Annotated in this window: 15 protein-coding genes and 1 tRNA gene; 5 read left to right on the top strand and 11 right to left on the bottom strand. The window is 45.6% G+C overall.

Going from position 1 to position 17515, the window contains the following annotated elements; genetic code table 11:
• The first annotated feature begins 248 nt into the window (after nt 1-248).
• Nucleotides 249-1709 carry a sensor domain-containing diguanylate cyclase gene (locus tag ACFI6G_RS18195; RefSeq protein WP_081304418.1) on the top strand — a complete coding sequence of 487 codons (1461 nt, stop codon included), beginning with the start codon at nt 249-251 and terminating at the stop codon, nt 1707-1709.
• Nucleotides 1710-1914: 205 nt separating this feature from the next.
• Here the strand turns inward: ACFI6G_RS18195 and ACFI6G_RS18190 are convergent, their stop codons facing one another.
• Both ACFI6G_RS18190 and epmB read right to left on the bottom strand, forming a co-directional pair.
• Nucleotides 1915-2403: an MgtC/SapB family protein gene (locus tag ACFI6G_RS18190; protein WP_016787276.1), complete on the bottom strand. Its 489-nt coding sequence runs from the start codon at nt 2401-2403 to the stop codon at nt 1915-1917.
• A 202-nt stretch (nt 2404-2605) separates the two neighbouring features.
• Nucleotides 2606-3628, bottom strand: coding sequence for an EF-P beta-lysylation protein EpmB (epmB, locus tag ACFI6G_RS18185; protein WP_010434032.1), 1023 nt, complete (start codon nt 3626-3628; stop codon nt 2606-2608).
• Nucleotides 3629-3661: 33 nt separating this feature from the next.
• Between epmB and efp the strand changes: the two genes are divergently transcribed.
• Nucleotides 3662-4228, top strand: a complete 567-nt coding sequence (efp, locus tag ACFI6G_RS18180) for an elongation factor P (RefSeq protein ID WP_009847919.1) — start codon at nt 3662-3664, stop codon at nt 4226-4228.
• A gap of 274 nt (nt 4229-4502) precedes the next feature.
• On the opposite strand, the gene frdD is transcribed toward efp, so the two are convergent.
• The 4 genes from frdD to frdA are packed head-to-tail and all read right to left on the bottom strand — an operon-like array spanning nt 4503 to nt 7874.
• A complete protein-coding gene (frdD, locus tag ACFI6G_RS18175; protein ID WP_010434036.1) occupies nt 4503-4889 on the bottom strand; it encodes a fumarate reductase subunit FrdD in 387 nt (128 codons plus the stop codon).
• A 12-nt stretch (nt 4890-4901) separates the two neighbouring features.
• Nucleotides 4902-5285, bottom strand: a complete 384-nt coding sequence (gene frdC / locus ACFI6G_RS18170) for a fumarate reductase subunit FrdC (protein ID WP_010434039.1) — start codon at nt 5283-5285, stop codon at nt 4902-4904.
• A 1-nt stretch (nt 5286) separates the two neighbouring features.
• A complete protein-coding gene (locus ACFI6G_RS18165) occupies nt 5287-6051 on the bottom strand; it encodes a succinate dehydrogenase/fumarate reductase iron-sulfur subunit (protein ID WP_016787274.1) in 765 nt (254 codons plus the stop codon).
• Complete coding sequence (gene frdA, locus ACFI6G_RS18160; RefSeq protein ID WP_010434045.1) at nt 6051-7874, bottom strand: fumarate reductase (quinol) flavoprotein subunit; 1824 nt, start codon at nt 7872-7874, stop codon at nt 6051-6053. The genes ACFI6G_RS18165 and frdA overlap by 1 nt, the downstream gene beginning before the upstream one ends.
• 517 nt (nt 7875-8391) lie before the next feature.
• On the opposite strand from frdA, the gene epmA reads away from it, so the two are divergent.
• Entirely contained in the window at nt 8392-9363 is a 972-nt protein-coding gene (gene epmA / locus ACFI6G_RS18155) for an elongation factor P--(R)-beta-lysine ligase (RefSeq protein WP_016793743.1), read from the top strand.
• Between the two features lie 169 nt (nt 9364-9532).
• Here epmA and ACFI6G_RS18150 read toward each other — a convergent pair whose 3' ends face one another.
• The 5 genes from ACFI6G_RS18150 to rsgA all read right to left on the bottom strand — a co-directional run bounded on the left by ACFI6G_RS18150 (nt 9533) and on the right by rsgA (nt 16538).
• The gene (locus tag ACFI6G_RS18150; protein ID WP_065612690.1) at nt 9533-10420 is read right to left on the bottom strand and encodes a DMT family transporter; all 888 of its coding nucleotides are present in this window, start codon (nt 10418-10420) and stop codon (nt 9533-9535) included.
• 134 nt (nt 10421-10554) lie between these two features.
• A complete protein-coding gene (locus ACFI6G_RS18145; protein ID WP_010434053.1) occupies nt 10555-12435 on the bottom strand; it encodes a methyl-accepting chemotaxis protein in 1881 nt (626 codons plus the stop codon).
• Nucleotides 12436-12730: 295 nt separating this feature from the next.
• A complete protein-coding gene (locus ACFI6G_RS18140; RefSeq protein ID WP_016790130.1) occupies nt 12731-14146 on the bottom strand; it encodes an SLC13 family permease in 1416 nt (471 codons plus the stop codon).
• Nucleotides 14147-14439: 293 nt separating this feature from the next.
• On the bottom strand, nt 14440-15357 hold the full coding sequence (gene asd, locus ACFI6G_RS18135; protein ID WP_010434059.1) for an archaetidylserine decarboxylase: 918 nt from the start codon (nt 15355-15357) through the stop codon (nt 14440-14442).
• A 125-nt stretch (nt 15358-15482) separates the two neighbouring features.
• Nucleotides 15483-16538, bottom strand: coding sequence for a small ribosomal subunit biogenesis GTPase RsgA (gene rsgA / locus ACFI6G_RS18130; protein ID WP_010434062.1), 1056 nt, complete (start codon nt 16536-16538; stop codon nt 15483-15485).
• Between the two features lie 150 nt (nt 16539-16688).
• Here rsgA and orn point away from each other — a divergent pair, with 150 nt between their 5' ends.
• Both orn and ACFI6G_RS18120 read left to right on the top strand, forming a co-directional pair.
• Entirely contained in the window at nt 16689-17234 is a 546-nt protein-coding gene (orn, locus tag ACFI6G_RS18125; protein WP_462710386.1) for an oligoribonuclease, read from the top strand.
• A gap of 179 nt (nt 17235-17413) precedes the next feature.
• Nucleotides 17414-17489: transfer RNA gene (locus ACFI6G_RS18120), tRNA-Gly, on the top strand.
• The last annotated feature ends 26 nt before the right edge of the window (nt 17490-17515 follow it).

Raw genomic sequence — 17515 nt, 5'->3', positions numbered from 1 at the left:
TAGCCAAGCCTTTTAACGCCTAAGCTCTTGTTTAGGCGTTATTACTTTTAGTTTCCATTTAGTATCAGTATCAGTATCAGTATCAGTTTAGCTTCACCTTCAATTCCACTTCCACTTCTAACCCATACTCCTCATCTGACTCAATAGGCGCTTGGTTTTATATTCCCTATTGCAGTATTTCTACTTATAAGTACAATGTGCGCTAAACTAACAACGTCGACTTATATGCTTTGATAAAACACCATACCATCGATTTTAAAAAGGCTTTCGTAAGCCTTACCGCCAGTTTTTTAGTCGTTTTGAGTATATTGCTCGTTGATTCAGCGGAAGAATCAGATAAACAGTATGGAATCGAAAACCAAGGCGTGACACGCTCTTTAGCGGAACTCACACAGATCATTAATGCGCTTGAGTACAACATTACTGCGCTCTACCCACTGCACGGCGATACGTATGTGTTCTCGCATGGCAAAAAGGTAGAGGGAGAAACGTGCTATTTCATCAGTGAGGAGCAACAAGCCCCACGTTTTGATTTTATGTTCTCTGGCCCTCGCGAGATGTGTGATCCTAAATCAGTGCTTAGTGCTGAAGCGGGTAAGCGTTTATTCATCGCTCCAACCATGGCTTATTTTGCCAATACCATTGATACCATCTCTGCGATTTACTTTATTTCGAAAGATAAATTCATCATCTCTTCGCCTTCGGATTTTGCCAGCACGATTAAAGGGGATACCTTCGATTCTGTGGTGAATAGCCGCCCGTACTGGGTGAATACGGTGCGTTTTGGCTTAGCTCAGGGACAAGATCAAGTGGTGTATACCGGGCAATACGATGATTACCTGACGGGTAAAAAAGTCGTGACGCTAACCAAAGGCATCTATGTTGATGGGGAATTTAAAGGGGTACTCGGTATTGATGGCTATGTTGCGAATTTAGTGTCGAACCCTAAACATGGTTATAAGGTGACGAGCACTCGCGGAGCAAACAAATACGGTTTCATGGACTTTACCCATTCGCGACCTTTGTATGTCGATGGTATCAATACTCAGCTCTATCTCAGTATTGAAGAAGACAAGAGTGAGCACTTTTTGCATGTATTGGAGATGGAAAGAGTTCAGTTATCGATACTTTTGGCTTTGTATGTGGTTTCCGCCTTATGGCTGTGGCGATTTTATACCAAACAAGAACACAATCGTTTAAATAACTTAGCAATGCATGATCCACTCACTGGCCTATTGAATCGACGCGGTTTTGAAGCTCGGTTGCTGGCGCAAGACGAAGAGCCAATCATTGGTGTGGGTGTCTTCGATATTGATGATTTTAAAGTGGTCAATGATGTTCACGGGCATAAGGTCGGGGACGAAGTGATTTGCCATGTCGCCAAGTTGATGATGAACAGTGTTAGGCAGCAAGACATTGTCGCTCGGTTTGGTGGTGAAGAGTTTGTTGTCGCGATCACGGGAGAATCATCTGAATTGCTGTCATCGATTTTTCAACGGATTCAAAACGACATTAGCCTGCAAAGTTACCGATGTCCGACGGGGGATAAGGTGAATATTTCTGTTTCAGGGGGAGCAACGCTCTACTCTTTGTATAAGTTCGACAGTGTTGGTCACTTGTGGGAAAACCAGAGCATTCGTTCTTCGGATGAGCAGCTTTATAAGGCGAAGGCCGCGGGCAAGAATCAAGTGTGTATTCACGTGTTTTAATTCGCAGTGAGCAGTTTGTGAGAACCAATGAGGGCCTAGTCGTTTGACTAGGCTTCTTTCTATGTATTTAACATCGACTATCGACTATCGACTATCGACTATCGACTATCTAAGCCTAAGCGCTCTTTTATCTAAAAGGTGCCACTTAAGAAATGCCTCTAAGATGAAATACGTTCTGCGATAGCAATGCCTCTAAGATGCGACGCTATTTCTTGATGCGGCCCTTGTTCATCCATTTCTGATGCACACCACGACGCAGGCTCTGGAAGCTGTTTTCTACCTTATCGACACCAAGCAAGATAACCAGCGCCATTAGCGTGATGATAACAGACTGAGATAGGTGCCCTAAGGCTATCATCATCCCCAAAGCCGCCAGCACCCAGATGATCGCGGCAGACGTGACGCCATGAATCTTACCATCCAATGTCATCATTACTCCTGCACCAAGAAACCCGACCCCCGTTATTATCTGACCAAGCACACGGGCTTGATCGAGCGTGTTAGGAGATAAGCTAATCGCCATGGTGAGAAAGAAATAAGTACCGCTGATAATCAAAATTGAGGTTCGTATTCCAACGGGTTTACCGCGGGTTTGCCTTTCGATTCCGATTAACGAACCACACAGCATACATACCGCGAGGCCTGCCCAGCTAAAGGGGGCAAGGTTGAGAGTTTGTTCTATAAATTGTGGCATATCACCCCTCCTAAAAATTTAGAATAGAGCCGAGTATGCTAATAATAGACCGGACGATCGAACAAAAACTTTTTGTCTTAACGATTGGATTGTCTGCTTGAGGTTTAACAGCCAGTGGTGGTCAATGAGAAAGTAGGGGCTTCTGTTTCTGTCGCTTCTTGGTATTCAAGACGATAAGAAGCGACCATTGCTCGAGATAGAGTTATTCAATGTGCAGATCGAGTGGTGTCTTACTGCTGCGGCCGCCGATCTCGCGAGTTAACTTAGGCACTAGGTAACCAGAAACTTCAGAGATTAACCCCCTAAAGTGGGCCTTTGCTTCTTCATCGGAGATATAGAAGTGAGCGGCGCCCTGAACCTTATCAAGAACATGCATATAGTACGGTAAAACACCGGCATCGAATAGCTTTTCGCTCAACTCTTTCAATGAGTTAGCGCTGTCGTTGACGCCTTTTAGCATCACGCCCTGATTAAGCAGAGTCGCACCACTGAGTTTCAACTTATGGAAAGCTTGTTTGAGCTCCACGTTGATTTCATTGGCGTGATTGATATGGCTGACCATGACCACATTGAGGCGAGTTTGAGCTAACAATTGGCATAGTTCATCAGTCACTCGAGCAGGGATCACAACCGGTAATCGGCTATGAATTCGAACGGTTTTTACATGCGGGATCTGTTCGATAGCATGGATAAGCCATTCGAGTTCGCTGTCTTTGGCCATCAAAGGGTCGCCACCCGATAAGATAACTTCGTTGATCTCGGGATGTTGAGCCACATAATCGAGGCTGGTTTGCCACACAGACTTAGAACCCTTGTTGTCTTGATAAGGGAAATGGCGACGGAAGCAGTAGCGGCAGTTTACAGCGCACCCCCCTTTTACAATCATCAGTGCGCGGTTTTTGTATTTATGCAGCAGTCCAGGTATTGCGTTTTCTTGCTCTTCTAGCGGATCGGCTGAATAGCCTTGATGAACCTCGAACTCTTCGTTGAGTGGTAACACCTGACGCAATAAAGGGTCGTGTGGGTTGCCTTTTTCCATTCGCTCTACAAAGCTTAGGGGTACTCGAAGTGAAAACAGCTCTCGTGCCGCGAATCCTTTTTGCCACGGTGTTGGGTCTATTTCTAATGCTTCAAGCAGTTTTGTCGGGTCAGAGATCGCATTCGATAGTTGTTTGAGCCAGTTTTGCTCAACAGATTCGACTTTTCGGGTTATGATATGCGGCATTGAAATTAACTCAAAGATGTGGAAGAGAAAATCATGGCGTCAGTAAGCACCAATGAATTCAAAGGCGGTTTAAAATTCATGTTAGATAATGAGCCTTGCGCAATTATCGACAATGAATACGTTAAGCCAGGTAAAGGCCAAGCGTTTAACCGTGTAAAACTTCGTAAACTGCTGTCAGGCAAAGTGTTAGAGAAAACATTCAAATCAGGCGAAAGCTTTGAGCTTGCAGATGTTGTTGACGTTGAACTAGGTTACCTATACAACGATGGCGAATTCTACCACTTCATGAACAACGAAACATTTGAGCAAATCGCAGCAGACGTAAAAGCAGTCGCTGACTCAGCAAAATGGTTAGTTGAAAATGACGTTTGTACTCTAACGTTGTGGAATGATAACCCTATCACTGTTACTCCGCCAAACTTTGTTGAGATCGAAGTAACTGAAACTGATCCTGGCCTTAAAGGCGATACACAGGGTACGGGTGGTAAACCTGCAACTCTAGCAACAGGCGCGGTTGTTCGTGTACCTCTATTCATCGCTATCGGTGAAGTTGTTAAAGTTGATACTCGTACTGGCGAATACGTTGGTCGTGTGAAGTAATTTGATTGTGTCCATCTTGTTTAAGGTGGCTCAGTGAAATAGAAAAGGTCGCTTATCGCGGCCTTTTTTGTATCTGGCGATCGGGAGAAGCGGTAGGGGCAAATGCGAGTAACCGAGATGCGAGATACGAAGCGCGGGAAGCTCAGGAGCGAGTGAGCTAGATGCGTGGTATTCGACAAACAATAAAAAAGCAGAGCTGGATAACCTAGCTCTGCTTTCGATTTTCTGTTCTTAAGTGCTTTGAATCTCGATTACTCGAATCTGCTCTTAACTGTTAAATCATAAAAATGAAGATAACAGACAGTGCGCTGATTAGGCCTGCGAAGAAGTAGCAACCCACTTTACCAGCAACGCCGACGTGGAACTTAAGGTCGTGCATGCCGTGGTGAAGGCGGTGCATTGCATGCCACATTGGCAGTGCCAGCGTACCGATGATGAATAGCGCACCGATAATGCTGGTGGCGAATTCAGACACACGCTCGTAGCTCATTGCGTCAGCATCGATAATGCCCATTGGCACTAAGATACCTAACACTAGAATCGTGATAGGTGTGATCATCGCGAACCAAGTACCGCCAGCGCCAAATAGGCCCCACCAGATTGGCTCATCAGAGCGTTTAGGATCGTGGTTAACAGGTTTCACTTTGTAATTTGTGTTCATAACGAAAGCTCCTTACACCACAACAAGAACGATTAAAGAAATGAAAGCGACCGCTGCCCACTGAGTCAATACGATGATTCTTTTATCAACCAATTTACCTTTAAGGCGGATTGGCATTACTTGAGGCATCATGCTGAAGAAGGTTTGAGCGTGCATTAAGCTGCCCAGTAGCGCCACGATATTAATACCGATAACAACAGGGTTAGCCATAAAGCTTAACCAACCTGCCCATGCTTCAGGGCCTTTCACCAATGAACCCAAACCGAAGGTTAGGAATACAGTGAACAGAATCAAAGGCAGTACAGTTGCTTCACGTAACATGTAGAAGCGGTAGAACGGATGGTTGCTCCACCACGTTCTGTTCATCTCACGAACATAAGGTTTACGTTTGCTCATCTTATGCCTCCTCTGCTGATTTTACTTGCGATCCATCTGGCTTGAACATCGAGATAACGAAGTCCATTGAAGACTCAACTTTGCCTTGGTTAACGGCCGCTGCTGGGTCTACTTTCTTCGGACAAACTTCAGAACAGTAACCAACGAACGTACAACCCCAAGCGCCGTTTTCACCATTGATCAGCTTCATGCGTTCAGCTTTACCGTTGTCACGGCTATCTAGGTTGTAACGGTGAGCCAGAGTAAGAGCTGCAGGGCCGATGAACTCAGGGTTTAGACCAAACTGAGGACACGCCGCGTAACACAAACCACAGTTGATGCAGCCAGCGAACTGTTTGTACTTCGCCATTTGCTCTGGAGTTTGGATGTTGGTGCCGTCTTCTGGTTTGCGGTCGTTACCGATGATGTAAGGCTTGATCGCTTCAAGGCGCTCGATGAACGGTGTCATGTCGACAATCAAATCTTTCTCGATTGGGAAGTTAGCCAATGGCTCAATTTTGAAGCCGTTTGGATAATCACGTAAGAAGCTCTTACACGCCAGTTTTGGCACGCCATCAACCATGATGCCGCAAGAACCACAAATCGCCATACGACAAGACCAACGGTAAGACAGGTCTTTATCTAGGTTATCTTTGATGTAACCAATCGCATCAAGTACTGACATGGTTTCATCAAACGGAACTTCAAAGGTTTGAAAGTGAGGTTCTGCATCTTGCTCAGGGTCATAACGCAGGATTTCAATTTTTTGGATTCGATTCGCTGACATTATGCTTGCTCCTCTTCGCTCTTCTTCGCATTCTCTTCTGCTGCTTTTTCAGCGGCAGCGGCTTTCTCAGCAGCTTCACCGTACAGACGAGCTTTAGGTTGAGATTTAGTAATCTTAACGCCGCTGTAGTCGATGGTTGGTGCTGCATCTTCGTTGTAGAACGATAGAGAGTGTTTCAGGAAGTTCACGTCGTCACGTTCTGTGCAGTTGTCGTCTAGACGTTGGTGCGCACCGCGTGACTCTTTACGAAGAATAGCTGAGTGAACCATCGCTTCAGCAACTTCAAGACCGTAGCCGACTTCGATAGCGTAAAGTAGGTCCGTGTTGAACACTTGGCCTTTGTCTTTAATGCTGATCTTTTTGTAACGTGCTTTTAGCTCAGTGATTTTGTCGATGGTTTCTTGCATCAAGTCTTCTTGACGGTAGATACCACAACCCGCTTCCATGGTGTGACCCATTTCAGTACGGATATCAGCCCAGTTCTCATCGCCTTCTTGGCTTAGTAGACCTGCGATGCGATCTTCAACCGCTTTCACTTGCTTCGCGATAGACTCTTCATTCCAGCCTTTGAATTCTGCTGCACGTTTCACGGCTTGTTCACCCGCTACGCGACCAAATACAACGAACTCAGCCAGAGAGTTAGAACCTAGACGGTTTGCACCGTGCAGACCAACTGAAGCACATTCACCAACAGCGAATAGACCTTTAATGCGAGTTTCACAGGTACCGTTAGTTTCAATACCACCCATGGTGTAGTGAACGGTCGGACGAATTGGGATTGGCTCTTTTGCTGGGTCGACGTTTACGTACGCTTTTGCTAGCTCACAGATAAACGGTAGACGTTCTTGCAGGTACTCTTCACCAAGGTGGCGAAGGTCAAGGTGTACGACATCACCAAGCGGGTGCTTGATGGTGTTGCCTTTCTGCTGCTCGTGCCAGAATGCTTGAGAAACTTTGTCACGAGGACCCAGTTCCATGTATTTGTTTTTCGGCTCGCCCACTGGAGTTTCAGGGCCCATGCCGTAATCTTGGAGGTAACGGTAGCCGTTCTTGTTGACGATGATACCGCCTTCACCACGACAACCTTCGGTCATCAAGATGCCAGTGCCTGGTAGGCCTGTTGGGTGGTATTGAACGAACTCCATATCACGCAGTGGTACACCGTGGCGATAAGCCATTGCCATACCGTCGCCAGTTACGATGCCGCCGTTGGTATTACAGTGGTAAACACGACCTGCGCCACCCGTTGCTAGAACAACAGATTTTGCTTTGATGGTAACAAGCTCACCTTCAGACATGTGAATCGCGATTAGGCCTTGTACTTCGCCATCTTCAACGATCAAATCCACCACAAAGTACTCATCAAATCGTTTGATTGTGTCGTACTTCATCGAAGTCTGGAACAGAGTATGAAGCATGTGGAAGCCAGTTTTATCCGCTGCGAACCACGTTCTCTCTACCTTCATACCGCCGAATCGGCGTACGTTTACTTCACCGTTTTCTTTACGACTCCATGGGCAGCCCCATTGTTCCATTTGGATCATTTCGCGAGTCGAGTTTTCAACAAAGTATTCAACAACATCCTGTTCACATAGCCAGTCGCCACCGCCAACAGTATCGTTGAAGTGGTTATCTAGGCTATCTTCGTCTTTAATTACTGCTGCTGAACCGCCTTCTGCTGCTACCGTGTGCGAACGCATTGGGTAAACTTTAGAAATCAGTGCTACTTCCAATTCAGGATTAGCTTCAGCCGCAGCGATAGCTGTACGAAGACCAGCGCCGCCTGCGCCGATGACTGCGATATCTGTGGTAATTGTCTTCACAGTTATTCTCCAGTGTGATGCGGAGTATTCCGCTTGTAATTATAAAAAGCTTATTGGTAGCACTTACTAATTGGCAGTACTTACTTATTGAGAGCACTTACTAATCGATAGCACTTACTAACTAATAGTACGTAAACGGTATCAACCGCTTATCACCTCTAAGCCTTAAGTGGTAGGTTCAGTGTACGAGAGGAAGGTATTCTAAAAGTTGATGTATTTGGGTTTTTAGGTCGGTAATGCATATGGGGGCATAGAAATTATAGGTTATGTGACTGCAATCACGGCAATGAATTGTTGATAACGATTCCCCCACAAGAGTCGTGTTAACGGCTTGTTGAGTATGATTTTTGTTATCAATGTGGCTAGCGGCTAAATATTAGTAAATGTATTGTAGTACGTAATTTTCTGGCTTCATCAAAAAAACATGCTGGTTTGATAAGGCAAAGATAGAAGCTTACAAAAGAGACGAAAAGTGGTAATTTTCGTCGCCTAGAATTCAGTGATATGGAACTTAATAATGCACTCCACATGGCAACCTGCCGCAACCATTAAGCAGTTAAAGCAACGTGCTGATATCCTTAATCAAATCCGTCATTTTTTTGCAAAGCGAGACGTGATGGAAGTGGATACGCCAGCCATGAGTCACGCCACGGTGACGGACGTGCATTTACATACCTTCAAAACTGAATTCGTAGGGCCGGGTTATGCGCACGGTCAGCCCTTGTTCTTTATGACGAGCCCAGAGTTTCATATGAAACGACTGTTAGCGGCGGGCAGTGGTTGTATCTACCAAATTTGTAAGTCTTTCCGTAACGAAGAAAATGGTCGTTATCATAACCCTGAGTTCACCATGTTGGAGTGGTATCGCGTGGGGTTTGATCACCACGATTTGATGGACGAAATGGACCTCCTATTGCAGCAAATTCTCAAGTCTGACAAAGCGGAGCGAATGACTTACCAGCAAGCCTTTATTGATGTGTTGGGTGTTTGTCCGCTGGAAGACTCGATGGATACGCTGAAGCAAGCGGCTGCACCACTTGGGTTAAGTGATATTGCGGATCCTGAAGAAGATCGCGATACGCTATTACAGCTTCTTTTCAGTATTGGGGTAGAGGCGAAAATAGGCCAAGATGTTCCGGCCTTTGTTTATGATTTCCCGGCATCGCAAGCAGCGTTAGCCAAGATCAATTCTGATGACTCAAGAGTCGCGGATCGCTTTGAGGTGTATTTCAAAGGCATCGAGTTAGCTAACGGCTTCCACGAGTTAGATAAACCGCAAGAGCAACTTAAGCGCTTTGAAGATGACAATGCAAAACGTATCGAGATGGGATTATCGCCTCAACCGATTGATCATCATTTGATTGAGGCATTAAAAGCGGGCTTGCCAGACTGTGCAGGTGTTGCTTTAGGTATTGATCGTCTGATCATGTTGGCTTTGGGCTACGACCATATCGATGACGTGACGGCTTTTCCGTTCCCGCGTTCTTAGCTTTTTGCTTTTGTTTTTATTGAGAGTTAATGGTCATTAGCTATTAACCATTAACTATTAACCATTAACTATTAACCATTAACCATTAACTATTAACTCTCAGCTTCCAACTCGCTTCACTAGCTGACCAGAATCCCGGTGCTCTATCTGACCAAAATACCTGTACCCACTAGTTGACCAGAATCCCAGTGCCCACCACGGCAACAATGGCACCTATCCAAGCGTAGGCATTTGGCCTCTGTTTGGTGTACAACCAGAGTATTGGTAACAACATGATGGGTGTGGTCGAAGATAACAGTGCGACCATACCGACATTGCCTTCCTGCAACGCATACAAAATCAGTGTCATTCCCACGGCCATCGCTAAAAAGCCATTAACCGCAGTAATTGCGAATATCTGTTTATTCATTGGGTTGATTGCGCGTGAAAGTTTAGCGCCCGTTAAACGAAACAGAGAGTGAGCCACAAAGGCGGTGATCATTCGAATGGCTGAAGCGGCGACAGGGTCGATGTTGGTTTGCATTACCGGCTTTGCAATGATGCCACCTAGCGCCTGGCAGATAGCGGCTGTAATTCCCAGAGCAACGCCAATCCACACTGTGCCTTTGATGGTTTCGAGCTGGTTTTTCGCTTGTCCACGACGACCAAAGAAGATGGCGGTTAATACCCCACTAAACACCAACGCTGAGCCAATAAGCTCAACCGAAGTCATGCTTTCACTAAACAGGAAGTAGCCGAGAATCGCGGAAAATACCGCGTGACAAGAGAACAGCAAACCGGCTTGGCGTGGCCCCATGCGATTCAAGCACGCGAATAGGGCGGTATCACCAATGAAGATACCAATCAGGCCAGACAGCATCATAGGTGTGACGAGGTCGGCTTCGACACTTGACCACCCACCTGTGAACCAAGCCATGCTCGATAAGATGATTGCGGTGCAACCCATACGCCATCGGCTATAGGCAAAAGAACCTAAGTGTTGAGCGGGTTTTACTGACATCAGGCTCGCTATCGCCCATAGAAAAGCGGCGGCTAGAGCTAACCATTCAAATCCCATGTCATTAACGTCCTTGTGTCTGGGATAAATTAGCTCATCAATATGCATCAAACCGAACTGAGAACAAAGTGATTCTTAACAAAAGAACCATGAACGTGGACAGTTCGGCTTAGCTTGATGTGATTAATGACGCGTTACACCTTAAAGCGCTCCACATCTTGGCGCATCGACTCTGCTGCATTGCTCATTTCATTTGAACTGTTGCGGCTGCTTTCTGCTTGCTGCGCAAGATCGTCAGAGGCATCTTTGATGCCTTGCGTATTACGGCTGATGTCTTCGCTTACCGCGCGTTGCTCTTCTGCAGCACTGGCGATTTGCAGCGCCATGTCGTTGATTTCAGTGATCGCATGAGTGATTTTAGTCAGGCTGCCATGGGCTTGTTCTGCGAAGCCAACACTGTTCTCTGCCAGTTGAGTGCTGGTGGTCATGCTTTCAACGGCATGTTGAGTATTCTTTTGCAGCGTATCAATCATCACGCGGATTTCTTCGGTCGAACCGTGCGTTCGTTGACTTAGTACTCGTACTTCATCGGCCACAACGGCAAACCCGCGACCTTGTTCACCTGCACGGGCGGCTTCAATCGCTGCATTCAATGCCAACAGGTTAGTTTGCTCGGCAATGCCCTGAATGGTGGATAGGATCTGGTTGATGCTTTGCGCATTACTCTCTAATTCACGAATCACATTGGCGGCGTCTTCAACTTGAGTTGCGAGGCCAGTAATCGCATCACGGTTTTGTTGAATGACTTCTTGGCCTTCATTACAAGCGGTCGCAGATGCCTGAGAGGCGGATGCGGTTAATTCGGCATGGCTAGCGACTTCGGCTGCGGTGGCCGACATCTCATGAATCGCAGTCGCAATCTGGTTGATGTCGTTTTGTTGATTCTCAACTCGGATAGAAGATTGAGTGGCCAGTTGATTGGCTTTTTCTGCATGGTTGTTGAGGTCGTGGCTGTGCTCTATGACGCCTTTCAACATGCTTTGCATTTGACTCAAGAACTGGTTCACAAGCTCGGCAAGTTTGCCAATCTCATCCATACGTGTGATATCAATACGTTGGGTGAGGTCACCTCTGCCTTGAGCGAGTTGAGTCAGCGCTGTAGACAGTGTTTGTAATGGAGAAAGTAGGCGGTTGATAACCACGGTACTCGCTATTGAAATGATGATGTACAAAATCAAAGAGGTCAGCGTGATGAATTGAATGGCATCGGATACTGCAGAAAACGCCATTTCTTTATCGATAACAATACCTAGCGACCAATCGGTGTTCGGGACATTGGCAATATAGACCAGTTTATCGCCTTGACCAGGCCAAGTTAGCGTAGTGATCATTTGGTCTTGGAGTAGTTGTGACACCTTGCTGGTTGTTAGTTCCGGATTCAAACTGGTCAGGGGTTTTTGACTCAAGGCTTCATCACTGTACGCCACGATGTTGTTGTTACCATCCACTAAAAATGCAAAACCATCGTTCTCGAGTTTTACATTGAGTACGGTATCAATAATGCTGGTAACGGTTAAGTCCGCCGCGAGGACGCCCTGTTTTTCACCGTTGAATGCTTTGGCAAAGCTGATGACGATACTGCCGTCAAAATCTTGATAAGGTTCGGTAATGATGAGGTCTGATGTTGCGCTGGCATCTTGATACCAAGGGCGGGTACGTGGATCGTAGCCTGCTGGCCAATCTTCACCTTTGTCGCCATAAGCGATTGTGCCATCGCTGAACCCTGCATAAACAGACAGGAATTGCCCGGCTTGTTTGGTGATTAATAACTCGCGGTCAGAATTACTATTGCTTGAAATGGTCGATTCATTGGCAAGCATCATATCACTACGGATGGAGAGCCAATCAGCAATATAATTTGTGGTGCCAACACTGACATTTTTCATTTCTTGGTTGATCGCGATTTCAGTTTCTTGAGTGAGTTGATTAACCGATATCCAAGCTTGGGTACCACTCACAACGGCGATAATGATCGCAATGGCGATCTGAATTTTAAATTTAATAGTATGTCTCAAGGTCCATTCCTCTCTATTAGACAAAAACCTAATTACGTACTTAATGGTGAATTGACGTGTCTTTGATGCGTGTATAGTGCCGCTCTCTCAAGTGGAATAAATGTGCTTAAAATCATAAATTCTAAATATATCGATCCTACTTTTTGACAAACAGTGAAGTGGAATCACAGTTATTTATCGATTGAAAACTGATCAACCCTCCAGCTAGCGAAATTAGGACTGCTATCTGGAGGGCTGTAGTGAAAAGTTAACGTGCTAGGTGATAATAAGCCGTGTTAGGTGATAATAAGCCGTGTTAGGTGATAATAAACAGCGCGATGTAGACCATTAATAAGCCTACGATACCTAAGATGATACCCATCTTCGCCATGTCTTTGCTTTCGATAAGCCCGGTTGAGTAAGCCAACGAGTTGGGCGGTGTCGATACCGGAAGAATCATACCCAGTGAGGCGGAGAAGGCGACCACAACCAGCAAGCCTTGTAGGCCACCAATTGCGACTAAGCTTTCCATCGATGCGCCGATCGCAGCGGCAATAGGCATCAGTAAGTTGGCCGTCGCGGTGTTCGACATGAAGTTCGCCATTAACCAACACACGATAGACAATGTCAGTACCACAGCTGCAGGTGAGAGCGATTCATAGTCAATCGCGTGTGCCAATGCCGCCGCTAAGCCTGTTTTATCCAAACCGATACCAATCGCGATACCACCGGCGACTAACCACAACACGTCCCAGTTAATTAGCTTAAGTTCTTCTTTGCCCATGATGCCGGTCAGTGTAAAGACGGCCAGTGGAATAATAGAGACTACGTAGGTGTTCATACCATGCAGTTTTGTCGTCATCCACAACAGAATCGTTGCGGCGAAGGTGATGTAAACGACAATCGCTCGCCAACTTTTTCTAAACTGTCCATTGAGCTTGAGTACCATGTTCTTCTGCTTGGAAGGAAAGAGTTTCTGAAGAAGGAACCAAGCGATAGTGAGTTGAATGATTACGAAGGGCAAGCCCATCATCATCCAACTTAAGAAGTCGATACTGTTTTCGCCAGTTAAATACTGCAATGCTATTGCGTTGGGCGGTGTACCGATTGGAGTGGCGATACCACCGGTGTTGGCCGCAATTGGAATACACAACACGAGTGCTTTAATCCCCATGTCGCCTTTAGGCGCAGAAGCCACGATTGGGCCTAGTAGAGCAAGCATCATGACTGTGGTCGCGGTGTTCGACATAAACATCGAGAACACGGCAGTAATCAGCATTAAGCCAAGCATAATGAAGCGCGGCTCTGTACCAAATGGCTTGAGCAGTACTCGGGCTAAGTTGTTGTCGAGTTCGTACTTGGATGCCGAGATAGCGAGTGCAAAACCACCCATGAAGAGGATGATGATTGGTGACGAAAACGCACCGAATATGTCGGTATATTTGATTAACTCACCGAGATCGTGTCCTGCTGGTGGGCTTCTGAATAAATGTAAGCCTTTGTCGGAAATCATCACCAATTCAAGTGCAATGATCAGGATTGACGTCGCGAATACCGGAACCGGTTCCAGAACCCAAAGTAGCGCAGCTAATAGAAATATCGCCAGTAAGCGGTGCTGAATCAAGGTGAGGTTATCTATGGGGATCGAGTCGATAGGCATGAATAGCACGCCCAAGGGAATCGCAAAACAAATCAATAGCTTGACCAATACGCCAACATTGAGTTTAGGCATGATACAAAGACCCTATGAATAAAATATCTTCAAATAGAGTAAGTTATCTGGATTTTTGGTACTTGGAGACGGGTTGTAAAATCGAAAAGTTGTTGAAGGTTTCGACAATTGTTTTGTTTTTGGTCAATTTTTTAATGAAGAGGTCTGTATTTGTTACGAAGGGCTATGAGCTTGTTATTTATGGCTATTAACTTGTTACGAAGCGCTACGAACAGTATGGTCAGTGACGAAAAAGGCGCGTTATTTACTAGAAATAACGCGCCTTTAGAATGTCTATGAACGAACTCAAGAAGCTATGCTTGGTCTGTGTTCTCAACTGTTTCAGCCGCGTCTTCACTTACTTCAGCGTTTTTGCCTGCAATATGCGCGAAAGGGGTGCCTAGAACGGTTTTCTCACCATTCTGCATCGTTTCGTCAAACTTGATGGCATCTTTAGCAAATAGATTGATAACCGTTGAACCAAGTTTAAAGCGACCCATCTCTTCACCTTTTTTCAAGACGATTGCTTTATCACCTTGTGCAGGGTAGTCCCATTTGTAAACAGAGTTACCGCGAGGTGGTGTGATAGTGCCAGCCCATACTTGTTCGATACTGCCGACGATAGTTGCGCCAACCAGCACCTGTGCCATTGGGCCAAACTCTGTATCGAAGATACAAACCACACGCTCATTACGTGCGAATAGGTTTGGAACATTCTCTGCCGTTAGCGGGTTTACAGAGAAAAGGTCACCAGGAACGTAGATCATCTGGCGCAGTGTGCCATCGCATGGCATGTGAACACGGTGGTAATCACTTGGCGATAAGTAAAGTGTCGCGAATTCGCCGTCTTTGAACTCATCCGCTAGGCTTGAATCACCGCCCAATAGTTCGCGAGCTGAGTAGTTGTGGCCTTTAGCTTGAATAAGTTGGCCGTCAGTAATTGGGCCAAATTGGCTTACGCGTGCATCAGCAGGGTGAACAATAACAGACTCACCTTCAGCAATAGGACGCATGCCTTCTTTCAATTCACGTACGAAGAATTCATTGAATGTTTTAAAGTGTTTTGGATCGCTATGCAGAGCTTCATCCATGTTTACTTTGTATTGCTTGATGAACCAGTTGATGATCGCTGTCGTTAAGCCACCCGCTTTAGCAGACGCCAGTTTACCGACTAGGCGAGTTAGCCCATGCTGTGGGATCCAGTACTGCAATCCAACTTTAATCTTATCCATTGTATTAATTTTCCAATGCTAATTGTTTTTCAATTAAATCTGTCGATGACGGTTTAGGGCGCGAGATGTTACTTAAATTCACGCCAATTGTCAGTAAATGCACACATTTGTTCACAAAAACGCGATTAGAGATCGGCTTTCTTGCTTCGTGAGTATTGACGGTTATCTTTGTTGTCAGCCATGGTTTCAATAATGCGATGGTAGCTAGCAAAACGTAAACGGCTGATTCTACCGTCTTCTACTGCTTCACGTAGAAGGCATCCTGGGTCGTCATTGTGTTTACAATCACGGAACTTACAACCACCTAGAAATGGCTTGAATTCAATGAAAGCGTCAGTGATTTCGTCTGGTTCTAAATGCCATAAGCCGAATTCACGTACCCCTGGGGAATCGATAAGATCACCACCAGAAGGGAAGTGATACAAACGTGCTGCCGTTGTCGTGTGTTGACCCAGTCCTGAGTTTTCAGAAACGGCGCCTTCCTCGATATCTAGTGTTGGCATGAGTGCATTCACTAAGCTTGATTTACCCACGCCAGATTGACCAACAAAAATGTTGATGCGATCTTTGAGTTCAGCTTCCAGCTCTTTGATGCCGTAACCCGACTCTTTACTCACAAACATCACCTTGTAGCCGATTTTTTCGTACACTTTCAGTGTTTCGCGGTATTCAGCAATCTGTTTTTCAGTCAGTAGGTCGACTTTATTGAGAACCACAAGTGGGGCAATGTTGACGGTTTCTGAGGCAATTAAGTAACGGTCGATAATATTAAGTGATAGCTCGGGTAACACTGCCGATACGATAACCATTTGGTCAACGTTTGCAGCAACTGGTTTTAGGCCATCGTAGTAATCAGGGCGAGTCAGCATTGAAGTTCTTGGCTCAACCGCTTCTACTACACCTGAAATACCAGCCATCGACTCTAAGCCTGCGCGCCAAGTTACTCGGTCACCAGAAACTAAGGTTTCGATACTACGGCGTAAGTTACAACGATGAACTTCGTTAGTTTCAAGATCTTCGATATCAGCATGTTGCCCAAAGCGCGTAATGACCAATCCGCTTTTTGTGCCACCAAGCATGTTCTCATCCCATTGGATAGAATCTTCTTTCTTGAGTCGCTTGTTCTGGTTGCTACGTACACGACGTACCTGACCTTTAGTTAACTTCTTTTTTTTAGCCACAATTTTTCACTTAACACATCTAACTTGATGATTGGGGACTCAAACAAGGTGTTGCTGGTGCCATATGATTTCGATGGCCCTAGAGCTAGTTTGAGTATAGTTATTTGGGTATAGTACCTCTTTTACACATAAACAAATAGGCGACGCCTTATGTCCTTTAGCGATCAGAACCTGATTTGGGTTGATCTAGAGATGACTGGACTTGATCCTGAAACTCACAAAATCATTGAAATTGCGACTATCGTTACCGATAGTGAGCTTAACCTCCTGGCTGAAGGACCTGTTTTGGCTATTCACCAACCTCAGAGTGAATTGGACAAGATGGATGAGTGGTGCACAACGACTCATACCGGCAGTGGTCTAGTTAAGCGAATTCAAGAAAGCACGGTTTCAGAGCAAGATGCGATTCAACAAACCATTGAGTTTCTTGAGAAATGGGTACCAAAAGGTAAGTCACCGATTTGTGGTAACAGCATTGGTCAAGACCGCCGTTTCCTATACAAACACATGCCTGAGTTGGAAGAGTACTTCCACTACCGCTATGTTGACGTAAGCACTTTGAAAGAGCTGACTCGCCGTTGGAAACCTGAAGTGTTAGATGGGTTTTCTAAGTCGGGAAGCCACCTTGCATTAGACGATATTCGTGAGTCGATTGCTGAGCTGCAGTACTACCGAAAAACGATTATTAACATCTAATCAGATCAAACGATCACGTTTATCTAACTTTTCAGGGACATAAGAGCCAATTTTTTTGCAAATCTGTGTGCTTTTACAGCAGTTGAGTAAAAACTTTCGTAATTTTGCATTAAGGACTTGCATCACAAAAAAATGCTCTTATAATTCGCAGCCCTGAACGGCGAAAGACGTTTCAGATTGCGATACTAGCTCAGTTGGTAGAGCGCAACCTTGCCAAGGTTGAGGTCATCGGTTCGAACCCGATGTATCGCTCCAATTTCTTTCTTAGGATTGATGTTGGA

This window comes from Vibrio sp. PSi01, from assembly GCF_054960695.1.
This window is presented reverse-complemented; position numbering and strand designations above follow the sequence as displayed.